Raw genomic sequence first — 11,954 nt, 5'->3', positions numbered from 1 at the left:
AAGCGTTACAAAGAGTATATAAAGGGCCTAAAGAAGTATCATGAAAAATATCATGCACCGGATGCAAAGGTCCTGGTAGTAGATGATACACCTATGAATCTTACTGTCGTTAAGGGCCTTTTAAAGGCTACCAGAATACAGGTGGATACTGCAGATAGTGGTAAAGAGACATTAAAAAAGGTGCAGGAACAAAAGTACGATATCATTTTTATTGATCACAGAATGCCGGAAATGGATGGCCTTGAGACTCTGGCAGCAATGAAAGAGCTTGAAGGGAACCTGAATGAAGGAGTTCCTTGCATTGCACTTACTGCAAACGCTGGTTCAGGAGCAAGAGAAGAGTATATAAATGCAGGATTCGATGACTATATTGCTAAGCCTATAAAGAGTGAACTTTTAGAAAGCATGATACGCGATTATCTTCCTGATGAAAAGATACTTGAAGCTGACGAAACAGATAATGGGGAAGATACAGATAAAGGTTCTGATGATGCTAGTACGAGCCTTGATGCCGATGATCCTCTTAGAAAGATTCAGGGAATTGATCTTACAGAGGCGATCAAAAACTGCGGAAGCATCGAAGTATTAAGAGAAGTTATAAATAATTATTATTCAAGTATCGATAAAGAAGCTTCCAATATAGAAAGTTTTGTAAAAGACAAGGACTTTAGAAACTATACAGTTACAGTTCATGCACTAAAGAGCTCTTCAAGACTTATAGGTGCGATGGAGCTGTCTAAAATGGCTGCTTACCTTGAAAAGTGCGGTAATGATGAAAATGAAGATGAGATAGTAGCTAAAACGTCCGAGCTTTTAGAATTATATAGAAGCTACAAAGAAAAGCTTGGCGTAGCAATAGAAGAAGTGCCTGAAGATGAAGTATTACCTGAAATACCTGAAGATGAGCTTGTTCAGGCTTTCTCGGATATAAAAGAACTTATAGAAGCATACGACTATGATACAGCAGATGGAATTATCAAGATGCTTGCAGGATATAGTATTCCAAAAGTATATAAAGATAAGTATGATAAGGTTAAAGAACTGATAATTGCAGTTGACAGAGAGTCTTTACTGTCAATTCTCTGATATATGTATTATTATTTTATTAGAAAAGGCTACCGTTAATCTTTTTATGGAGAGATCATATGGATAAAAGAGTACTGTTAGTAGGTGGTGGCAAAAGTTTTATGGTCACATCAATTGCTAATGAGCTAAAAAACAAGGGATTTGAAGTCATACAATCTGCCCCCAATGTGACCGATATAGAAAGAATCAAAGATAAACCGTCTTTATATCTGATCTACATAGATCAGATAGATGATATGATGGAGCTTTTTGTATATCTTAGAGACAAGGTTTTTGAGGATGATCTGTCAATCAGTATTATTGGATCTCCTGATGAAATAGAGAAGATTGTTGAAAATAAGGATAGTGCAATGCTATCTGCAGTTTTTGAAAGACCGGTAAATGTAAAAGAGCTTGGTCAGAAGATGATAGAGCTTGTAGAAAAAGAAAATATCCGTCTTCAGAAAAAGCGTATCCTTGTAGTTGATGATGATGGTGTCATGCTTAGAACTATCAAAAGCTGGCTATCTGAAAAGTATCAGGTATTTATGGTCAACTCGGGAATGGCGGCAATAACCTTCCTTGTAAAAAACCCTGTAGATCTTATTCTTCTTGATTATGAAATGCCGGTCACAACGGGGCCGCAGGTTCTTAAGATGCTAAGAAGTGAACCTGATACGTGTGATATACCTGTTATGTTCCTTACGGTAAAGGGTGATAAAGAAAGTGTTATGCAGGTGGTTTCGCTAAAGCCTGAAAAATACCTTTTGAAAACTATGCCGCCTGGAGAACTCATAGCCAATATAGACGAATTCTTCGAAAAACAAAAAGTAAAAAGCTATCAGGACACCCTGTGAAAACTTGGCGCACATATAATATGTGCCACTTTAAAGTTTTAATAATGCGAGCAGTTTATAAAGATTTTCTTGTCTTTCGCGTTTTATAATTCAAAGCTTGATATCTGGATATTAATATTCCGGGGTCCGAAACTCGCTACGCTCGAACATGCGGACCCCTAGCGGAATATTAATATCCATCTATAAAGCTTTTGAATTTATAAAAACGCTCAAAGACGCAAAAACTCTTTATAAACTGCTCGCATTATTAAATTCGCAATAAAAGCTTCCTGCACGCTTTATGCGTGGAGCAATGTCGGAAAACATTTGACTTTGATGTAGTGTGGATGTAGAATAATCTCTGTGCGTTAGCAATCGCTAACCTTGTGAATCCTTGTTGCAAGTAAATAATTTATAGGTGTTAATGTTATAGTATGCTTAAAGGTTAGACATAGCTAACATAGAGCGACGAATTATTTTTAAGAGAAGAAAATCCTTTATTAACTGCCCAAGGCAATCAAATCGTAAGGGCAGTAACGTATTAATGGTGTGCGAAGCTTAATTTTATTGATGGGATAAGTTTCTTTAGAAAGTGCAATATCATGATCTTAAGTACGTCTATTGGCGATGTTTATGCAAATGTTGTAGGGCAAAGTGATTCAGGCGACCCTGTTTATGCTATTCCAAGCGTTCCTTATGCTCATGCAGGTAGGTTTGAGAAACCGGTAGTAGTAGATGAGTATACAAAAGGTAAACCTATTAATCGTGAAGATACGGTCTGCTTTTGGCAGCATGGTTATCCTCTTTGGGCTAATGTTTTCTTAAAACATCATATGATGCGACCTGAATTTCTTCCATTGAATGATACCCAGACAGAGGATGCTTTTGTTGTTAATATCTGGACTGACTCTCTTACAGATCACAAGCCTGTTGCAGTCTTTATTCACGGAGGAGGAGAAGGATCAGGTACTGTGCCGATTTATACAGGTGGTAATCTTGCGTCACATGGCATAGTATTTGTCTCTATTACCTACAGGATTGGTAATTTTGGTTATCTTCCCTATTTTGATGGCGGCAATATGACTGCTAATCTTGCATACTATGATCAGCAGGCTGCGCTTATATGGATACGTAAGAATATTGGCAGCTTTGGAGGTGACCCGGATAATATAACACTTATGGGGCACTGCGGCGGTGGTCTGTCATGTATGTATCAGTTTCTGAATCCTGTCAGTAATAAGCAGTTTGATAAGCTTATCTTATTCGCCGGTAATCTTCCGCATATAACAAAGAGAGAGCAGGCAGAAAAAGTTTTTAATGATTATCTTAAAAAGAAAAAGATATCAGATCCTAAAATTTTAAAAACTGTTCCATATAAGTGTCTTATAGATAAACATAATCCAATATCAGAAGCAGATGTGATTGATGGAGACTTTTTTATAGAAGATCCTAATAAGCTTCTCAAGGAGGGAAGATTTCCTTCAATTCCGGTATTGCTTGGTACTAATTCTGATGAGTTTTCAATGATCGAGATCCCTATGTATTACAAGTTCCTTGGTATTACAACAAGGGATAGTCAGCTTGACGAAGTGCTTAGGAATAAGTATGGAGACTTTGGGAACTTGCTAAAGGCTGCCTTTGAAAAGGATGCGACAGGTCCTGTAGACATACAGACCAAGATCATGGAGCTTTTGGTATTCCATAATTCTTCTTATCAGCTTATGAAATATTACTCATCTAAATGTCCTGTTTACGGCTATAGAATGCATTATGCACCTGATCTTTACAAGAAGCTTAGAGGATCATATCACGGAGCGGAGCTTGCACTCTTTTTTGACAATATGGATAAAATGAATATTCCTATTCCTGAAGAGAATAAGCTTCAGACAAGGATCCTTCAAAAGGACTGGCTTGAATTTATAAAAACCGGAGTAATACCAAATCGTCCAAGATTTGATGAGACAGGTCTTATCACGGATTATGATGATGAGATCACCTCTGTTCCTTTTCCTAATAAGGATCTTATAGAAAAGGTAAATGATGCCGGATTGTGCGAAAGAGCCAGATGCTCATATTTAGAGACCATGTAAAAAAACATACGATGTATGTTTTATATAAATATAAAGGGGAATGTATTATGAATAACAAAAAATTAGAAGCAAAAGATTTTATTACTGTAGGTATTTTTACGGCACTACTTTTTGTGGTTGAATTTGCATGTGGAATGCTTGGATTCATTCATCCTTATATAGTAGCTGCATATGTAGTTCTCATACCGCTTGTTGGTGGTATTCCAATGATGCTTTTTTATTCCAAGATCGAGAAATTCGGAATGCTTACAACTATGGCTATTCTTCTTGCGATCATTATGTTTGTCACAGGTATGGGCTGGCTTGGAGCACCTCTTATCCTGATTGTAGGACTTGTAGCAGATTTTATTGCTAAAAGCGGCAATTACAAGAGTGCAAAGAAGACAATTCTGAGTAATGGAATCTTCAGTTTATGGGTATGTGCAAACTATTTTCCTGTAATCGTAACTGCAGAGTCTTATAGAAATGATCTTATTGAAGGTGGTTATAGCGCTGAGTATTGCGATAATCTTTTCAGAGCTATCAACTCACGTACCATAATAGTTCTTCTTATTGTATGTTTTGTTTTTGGATGTATAGGTGCTGTTATAGGACAGAAGGTTGTTAAGAAGCATTTTGAAAAAGCAGGAATTGTTTAATGGAGCATTCTATGGAAGGTAAATCTATTCTTCGTCTTGACCCGCGCACGAAGCTGTTTATGGTTTTAGTAGTATCTACGATAGTAATGATGAGTGCGACAACAACGTTTATGTGGGTTTTGAGGACTTTAATAACTTTTATTCCTGTTCTTTTGCTTGTGCTTGAAGGGCGTATAGTTTCAGCACTTCGCTTTGGCACTCTTTATCTTATAGCTTTGATAATCGCAAGGAACGTACTTTCTAGTGCCTCTACAGGTGTTGTTACTTCGCTTCTTCTTGGATATTGCGCAATCGTAGTTCAGTTCATGCCTGCCATGATCACGGCCTGGTATATGATACGTACTACAAAGATAGGAGAGTTTCTTTCTGCAATGCAGAAGATGCATGTGCCTGATGGTATAGCTATATCGCTTGCTGTTGTCATGCGTTTTTTTCCAACAGTAAAAGAAGAATATGGTGCGATCAAAGATGCTATGAAAATGCGTGGTATTGTGATGGGTTCAGGTCATGTCACCAAAATGGTAGAGTATAGAATGATTCCGCTTCTTTTCTCCTGCGTAAGTATTGGAGATGAGCTTTCTGCAGCAGCTATTACAAGGGGCCTTGGCGCGGATATAAAGCGTTCAAGCGTTGTAGAATTAAGGCTTAAAGCAATAGATATAATAATAATGATTGGACTTATGATAATGGCATTTATGTTTATTATCTCTAAATATACGCAAATACTATGATTGAAATTAAGGATGTAAATTTTAACTATAAAGGTTCAGAATATGGTCGTCTTAAGGATATATCTCTAACTGTACAAAAGGGTGAGGCGGTTCTTTTATGCGGCTCGTCAGGCGCTGGTAAAACGTCAATACTGCGCCTTATTAATGGGCTTATTCCTCATTTTTACAAGGGTGATCTGTCAGGAAGCGTTTCTGTTGATGGCAAAGATATTCTTACAACTCCTCTTTACGATCTTGCAGGCATAGTAGGAACTGTATTTCAAAATCCCAGAAGTCAGTTTTTTTCAGTAGATACAGATGGAGAGATAGTCTTTGGTACTGAGAATATAGGACTTCCTCCCAAGGAGATCAAAAAGCGCAAGGATATAGTAACAAGGGATATGGATCTTAGTCCGCTTCTTTCAAGAAGCCTTTTTGAGCTGTCAGGAGGAGAAAAGCAGAAAATTGCCTGTGCCAGTGTTGCAGCTCTTATTCCGGATGTCATAATCCTTGATGAGCCATCATCAAACCTTGACTGGAAGGCAATTGATGAGCTTCGCCGAATCATCAAATTGTGGAGAAGTCAGGGGAAGACGATCATCATTTCTGAGCATAGACTCTGGTATGTAAGTGATCTTGTTGACAGGGTCCTTTTAATAGAAGATGGAAGTATTAGTAGAGAATGGACCAAAGATGAGTTCCAAAAACTTGGTGATGATATGATGCGTAGTTTAAAGCTGCGTCCTTTGTCAATTGACAGAAATCTGGAGACAGTTTTAAGACCACATCAAAAGAATAAATATAATAATGAAAGTATAGTTTTAAAAGATTTCTATTTTACGTATGACAAGAAACAGCATCTTTTTGGACGTAAAAAGATTCCGGATGAGTCTCTTACACTTTACATTCCAAGGCTCGAGCTACAAAAAGGAAGTGTTATAGGTCTTGTTGGATATAATGGAGCAGGTAAGTCTACACTTCTTAGATGCATTTGCGGACTTGAAAAGAATTGTAAAGGCCAGATAATCATAGATGGTAATTCCTATAAAAGAAGAAAAGCTATTGAAATCAGCTATCTTGTGATGCAGGATGTGAATCATCAGCTTTTTACAGATAGCGTTTTATCAGAAGTTCTTCTTTCTATGAAAGAACCTTCAAGTGAAGCGGCTCATAAGATACTTGAGTCTGTTGATCTTGACGATTATGCTGATACGCATCCTATGGCTTTATCAGGAGGGCAGAAGCAAAGAGTAGCTATTGCTTCTGCTATTGCAGCTAAAGCAAAGCTACTCCTTTTTGATAAGCCAACTTCAGGTCTTGACTATGTTCATATGTGTTCTGTTGCAAGGCTTCTTAGAAAGCTTGCTGACAGTGGCAAGACTGTACTTGTATCAACACATGACCCTGAACTTCTTACTCTTTGTGCTGATCATGTCGTAAGACTTGAACATGGACGTGTTAAGCGTTGAACGATCAGGAATATGAAGGCAAGTACAAATAAAACTGCTGAAGCCGCTGGATATACAAGGATAAGTTTGTTGGTCGTTCCGTAAATATCAAGGACTCCTTTAAAAAGACAGCCGATAGTAAGGGTTACTACAGCCATATTCCAAAAAGAAAGTGCAAGTCCCTTCATGTTAATATGCGTAAGGCCAGCCAGTATATGTTGTGTCAAAGTTCCTAATACAAGCGGTATAGCAAAAGCATATATCATATAAAATGAATATACTTCGTGACTAAATAGTTCATATATGGCGCCAAACATAGCACAGAAGAGGGCAAAGATCAGATGCCAGAACGCACTGTTTATCATATCTTTTTTGGTATCATCCGATGTAAACAATATCGTTAACCTCTCTTTCTTTGATAGTATTACCGGTTGTAGTAGGATTGTTTATAACCTGACCTTCAAATACCATTGTGGAAGATCCGCCTCCATCCAGGTTATAAGCTGTTTCTGCGCCAAGGTTTTCCATAAATGTTGAAAGCTGGTATAAAGATAGTCCTTCACTTTCATCGGTTCTTCCGTCAGAAACTACTATTATATAGTGAAGGTCATCAATTATTCCTATTGCAGTTCTTGGATTACTTGCTTTGGCTTTGCCAACTTCATCATCTTCAGAAACAGAGATTTCTCCTTCTTCTACAAGAGATGGGCCAAAAGAAAATGCCTGCCATACCCCCTGATCAAGGAGCTCCTGCGCTGTATATTCTTCAGGATCTATTACCTGCATGCTTCCATCTGCATATATGCAAAGGACATCACTACTTCCGGCTTCGTCCCTATATATGATTCCATTTCGTATGACATAACCTGTTTCCTGGGACCCATAATTATCACCATTTATTGCAAGTATGGCATTATTATCAGAAGCCATTTCAGAAGTTGTTTCTGTTACATTTTTACCATAGGTGCCCTGTGCAAAGGCTGTCTTAATATATTCTGCAGAGCTTAAGGTTACGTCAGCAACGTATACAGAAGTTCCTTCGTATTCGTATTTAGATACTATTATTGTTGCATCGCTGCTTTCATAGCTTCCTATGACGCCGTCTTCATAACTTGTAGCTGTAAGTGTTTCTGAGTCAGAATCTGAGCTATCATTTGAATCTGTATCTGAATCACTGTGACCTGAATGTCTCTTTCCTTTTCCTGATCCGGATCTTGAACCCTTGGATTTTCCAGAGGAATTACTATCATCTGTTGTATTTGAACTGTCTTCAGAAGTTTCTGTATCTGTATCTGAATCTGTATTATCTTCATAAGTATCTGTATTTGTTTCATCTAAGTCAGCTGATTCATCATCGCCTGATACAGAAGTCCCTGTTTCTTCGTTTGATGATTCATTTGTATTATCTGCAGTTTCAAGGGTCTTTATGCTATCACTTCCAAATAAAGATGCGTTGAAACTTCCGGCATCTGTCTGATACACGCTTGATAAGACAAATGTATCAAGCCCCATATAAATAGTGAAGGATACTAGAAGAAGCCCATACAGTAGTGTAAATTTATGCCTTTTCACAATGAATTGTCTCCTTCTTGAATATCAGTGTCCTCTGGATAATATAACTAATTACAAACATAAGCATTTCTGCCAGTATTTTACCGGCAAAGGGATTTAGCCCTGTATTAACAACTAGTCCAAGGATCATAGTATTTCCAGCAAGTACTAATAGAGCCAAAACAAAGTATTCGGGTGCCGAATGTTTTAAGGGTCTTTCGTTGTCAAACACAAACATCCTGTTAATGCTGTAGTTAAAGGTTCCGCTTATTATTCGCGCTACTATATTTCCAAAAAGAACACTTCCTGTAAGCAGAAAGAAAACACTATACAGAGAATAATCCAAAAGGAAACTTAGAAAAGATGATGCGGAAAATTTAAGGATTTCCTTATATATTTTCACAGAGTCTTTTATAGTATTAAAATGAGAAGAGGAGTTTCCATCAATATATACGGTTTCTATCTGGATCTCTCTAATATCTATTCTTTCCTTGGCAAAATGCATAAGGACATTCATTTCATACTCGTATCTGTCACCTTTTATCTCAAGCATGCGAGACACAAGGCTCTGTGAGAAAGCCCTAAGACCTGTTTGAGTATCATAGACTTTAGATCCGCTGACAAACTGATAAACTTTTCTCGTTATATAATTACCGACTTTACTTCTTAAAGGGGTATTTTTTTGGAGTTTTCTGCTTCCAAGAATAAGGCTTTCGGGGTGGCTTTGTGCAAATTTGCAGACTCTTATAACATCTGTAATCTTGTGCTGCCCATCAGCATCTACTGTTACAACGGTATAAGGCCCGTTGAAGAATTCTTTTATATAGCCAAGCCCTGTTTTAAGAGCAACTCCCTTACCCATATTTACCGGATGATTGATTATCGTTGCATAGTCTTTGCACATATTGAATCTTTGACTATATGCTGCAGAGCTTCCATCATTTACAATAACTACCTTAAATGATGCATTTACAAGCTCTTCTACAAGCTCTACAAGTCTTACATCAGGTTCATATGCAGGGATTAGTGCGATTTTCTTTGTATACACGGTATCACCTCCTATGAGGTGATAGTAAAACCCGAATGTAAAAATAACCTAAAAGAAATCTTTACATTCGGGTTTTCAATTTATTATTGCAGGTAGTAAAACGAAAATCCGCATCTGGTGCGGATTTCGTAGGAAAGACATTTACAATTTTCAGTCGAGTGTTTTCTTATATTCCTTGCCCCATGATTCCATAGAACTTATTATAGGGCGCATTGATTCACCAAGTTCTGAAAGTGAATATTCTACTCGTGGCGGAACTTCAGGATATACTGTTCTAGTAATGATTCCGTCTTCTTCCATAGATCTTAAAGAATCTGTTAATACCTTCTGGCTTATGCCTTCAAGGCTGTTTTTGAGTTCATTAAAGCGCCAGGGCCTTGCAAGAAGGTTTCTCATTATGAGAAGTTTCCATTTACTTCCTATAAGACTTACCGTAGTTGCTACAGGGCATTCAGGCAATTCATCTTTTGTTTTCATAAGAACTCCTTTCCAAATATAGTCACCGAAAAATATGATTTATGTTGTGGCTACAAATACTGAATAATTCCAAAAGTTCAAAATCGAATGTAACATTCTAATCTGAGTTCAATATAACATCATAATTTATAGCTGTCTATTAGTTACAAAAAGGTAACTGAGTAATAAAAAAGTGCGTACTTTTTTGTAAGGCATCAGAGATTTATATTGAAATTACAAAAAGCAATAACGCTTTTAGACCATTTCTTTTCAAAGGAGGAACTTATTATGGCATTATCTAATCTTAACGGATGGGTAAACAACGAAGCACAGGGCACAGCTGCTGCATGTGGAGCAGGAGATGCAAAGCCCGAAGAAAAGCCTGCAGCTTGTGGAAGTGCATGCGGTGCAGGAGATGCAAAGCCTGAAGAAAAACCTGCAGCTTGTGGAAGTGCATGTGGCGCTGGCGACAACAAATAATCAAATATTTACAGCATAGTCAGACCTCCGGCCTAAAACCGGAGGTTACTTCATAAATAATCAGCATTTGCTGTTTAGATAGATTCAAACGGAGGTAAGGTCGATGAAACCATATTTTTCATTCCAATGGCATATTACAGATGAATGTGATCAAAGGTGTAAGCACTGCTATATCTATTCAAGCGGAGAGCATACCTGTCTTTTTTCTATGAACTGGAAGCAGATGGAAGACACATTTTATAACTGCCTGGATTTTTGCAAAGTATATGGAAGAACACCTTACTTTTATATAACAGGTGGAGATCCAATCCTTCATCCGGATTTTTGGAGACTTTTGCAGCTTATGAAAGATCATGAGATTAAGTTTACGATCCTTGGTAATCCTTTTCATTTAAATGATCAGGTCTGCAGAGAGCTTAAATGGTATGGATGCGAGAAATATCAGCTTTCTATTGATGGACTTAGAGAAACCCACGACTGGTTCAGAAAGCCTGGATCCTACGACTGTACTTTGGAGAAAATAGGATGTATCAATAGAGCAGGAATAAGAAGTGTGATAATGACTACTGTTTCTAAGACCAATAGAATGGAAGTTCCTGGTATTATTGATGCTGTTGTAGCCGCAGGCGCTAATGTTTTTGCCTTTGCAAGATACGTTCCTAGTGGTGGAGATCTTGACGCATCCATGACGGCTATGGAATATAGAGAGCTTCTTGTTGTGTGTGACAAGAAGTTCAAGGAGTATAAGGCGGAAGGGTGCCAGACTTATTTTAACAAAAAAGATCATCTTTGGACTCTCTATGAATATGAGATCGGAGAATTCAAAATTCCCGAAAACGTGGATCCTAACATGATATACGGAGGATGTAATTGTGCAAACTGTCATATGACAATTCTACCTACAGGTGATATTTATGCTTGCAGGAGAGTTGCTGACAGCAAGGTGGGAAATGTATTTGAAGACAGGATTGCGGATTTGTGGGAGACCAGTTTTGAAGATTATAGAGAATACGACAAGTTTGAAAAGTGCAGTAAATGTAAATTGAAAGCATGGTGCAGAGGCTGTCCTGCCGTTGCATGTGGAACCAATGGAAGCTTTTATGCAGATGATCCACAATGCTGGGCAGATGTTAATAGTGATCTGTTTGTATCATAAGGACTGAGGGAAATACCTATGAATAATACAAATACAATGAAAGCAGTAGTACTTGATGGTCCTATCAACGTGGAAGATATTTTTTTAAAAGAAAAAGAGGTACCAGAGGTAGTTCCAGGCTGGGTACTTGTTAAAGTTAAGGCCTTTGGAATGAATCATTCCGAACTCATTCTTCGTCATGAAGAAATAAAATACGACTATATTAAAAAGCCGATCATCCCGGGGATAGAGTGCGTTGGAGAAATAGCAGATCCATCAAACAGCTCTTTTAAAGCCGGTGATAAAGTCATTGCGATGATGGGCGGAATGGGAAGGTCTTTTGACGGAAGCTATGCTGAATATGCTCTTCTTCCTGCGCATCATGTTTTTAAAATTGAAAGTAATCTAAAGTGGTCTGAGCTTGCAGCTATACCCGAGACATATTTCACAGCCTGGGGATCGCTTTTTGAATGTTTGCAGCTAAGAAAAGAAGACAC

13 protein-coding genes are annotated in these 11,954 nt (G+C 37.8%); 9 read left to right on the top strand and 4 right to left on the bottom strand.

Going from position 1 to position 11,954, the window contains the following annotated elements; translation table 11 throughout:
• The 6 genes from K6G87_RS15365 to K6G87_RS15340 all read left to right on the top strand — a co-directional run.
• Nucleotides 1-1,086: response regulator (locus K6G87_RS15365; protein WP_296839178.1), on the top strand; the 1,086-nt coding region annotated here is incomplete at its 5' end.
• Nucleotides 1,087-1,145: 59 nt separating this feature from the next.
• Complete coding sequence (locus K6G87_RS15360; RefSeq protein ID WP_296839175.1) at nt 1,146-1,922, top strand: response regulator; 777 nt, start codon at nt 1,146-1,148, stop codon at nt 1,920-1,922.
• A 581-nt stretch (nt 1,923-2,503) separates the two neighbouring features.
• Entirely contained in the window at nt 2,504-3,991 is a 1,488-nt protein-coding gene (locus K6G87_RS15355) for a carboxylesterase family protein (RefSeq protein WP_296839172.1), read from the top strand.
• 47 nt (nt 3,992-4,038) lie between these two features.
• Nucleotides 4,039-4,629 (top strand): MptD family putative ECF transporter S component, encoded by a 591-nt coding sequence (locus tag K6G87_RS15350; protein WP_296839169.1) that lies wholly within the window; start codon nt 4,039-4,041, stop codon nt 4,627-4,629.
• Entirely contained in the window at nt 4,629-5,360 is a 732-nt protein-coding gene (locus K6G87_RS15345; RefSeq protein WP_296839166.1) for an energy-coupling factor transporter transmembrane component T, read from the top strand. Before K6G87_RS15350 ends, K6G87_RS15345 begins: the two co-directional genes overlap by 1 nt.
• Nucleotides 5,357-6,808: an ABC transporter ATP-binding protein gene (locus K6G87_RS15340; RefSeq protein ID WP_296839165.1), complete on the top strand. Its 1,452-nt coding sequence runs from the start codon at nt 5,357-5,359 to the stop codon at nt 6,806-6,808. The genes K6G87_RS15345 and K6G87_RS15340 overlap by 4 nt, the downstream gene beginning before the upstream one ends.
• Here the strand turns inward: K6G87_RS15340 and K6G87_RS15335 are convergent.
• The 4 genes from K6G87_RS15335 to K6G87_RS15320 form a co-directional block, all read right to left on the bottom strand.
• Nucleotides 6,769-7,182: a hypothetical protein gene (locus tag K6G87_RS15335; protein ID WP_296839163.1), complete on the bottom strand. Its 414-nt coding sequence runs from the start codon at nt 7,180-7,182 to the stop codon at nt 6,769-6,771. The genes K6G87_RS15340 and K6G87_RS15335 overlap by 40 nt on opposite strands.
• On the bottom strand, nt 7,166-8,359 hold the full coding sequence (locus tag K6G87_RS15330) for a phosphodiester glycosidase family protein (protein ID WP_296839162.1): 1,194 nt from the start codon (nt 8,357-8,359) through the stop codon (nt 7,166-7,168). The genes K6G87_RS15335 and K6G87_RS15330 overlap by 17 nt, the downstream gene beginning before the upstream one ends.
• A complete protein-coding gene (locus K6G87_RS15325; protein ID WP_296839160.1) occupies nt 8,346-9,386 on the bottom strand; it encodes a bifunctional glycosyltransferase family 2/GtrA family protein in 1,041 nt (346 codons plus the stop codon). The genes K6G87_RS15330 and K6G87_RS15325 overlap by 14 nt, the downstream gene beginning before the upstream one ends.
• Nucleotides 9,387-9,536: 150 nt before the next feature.
• A complete protein-coding gene (locus tag K6G87_RS15320) occupies nt 9,537-9,863 on the bottom strand; it encodes a winged helix-turn-helix transcriptional regulator (protein WP_296839159.1) in 327 nt (108 codons plus the stop codon).
• Nucleotides 9,864-10,130: 267 nt separating this feature from the next.
• Between K6G87_RS15320 and acgA the strand changes: the two genes are divergently transcribed.
• The 3 genes from acgA to K6G87_RS15305 all read left to right on the top strand — a co-directional run.
• Nucleotides 10,131-10,322, top strand: a complete 192-nt coding sequence (acgA, locus tag K6G87_RS15315; RefSeq protein ID WP_296839158.1) for an ACGX-repeat peptide — start codon at nt 10,131-10,133, stop codon at nt 10,320-10,322.
• 103 nt (nt 10,323-10,425) lie between these two features.
• Nucleotides 10,426-11,478, top strand: a complete 1,053-nt coding sequence (gene acgM / locus K6G87_RS15310) for a radical SAM/SPASM domain protein, ACGX system (RefSeq protein WP_296839156.1) — start codon at nt 10,426-10,428, stop codon at nt 11,476-11,478.
• 18 nt (nt 11,479-11,496) lie between these two features.
• Nucleotides 11,497-11,954, top strand: a 458-nt coding sequence (locus K6G87_RS15305) for an alcohol dehydrogenase catalytic domain-containing protein (RefSeq protein WP_296839154.1), incomplete at its 3' end; no start/stop codon positions are given.

It is taken from the genome of Butyrivibrio sp. (assembly GCF_024699075.1).
The sequence above is the reverse complement of the archived record's forward strand: the minus strand, read 5'-3'. Positions and strand labels throughout refer to the sequence as shown.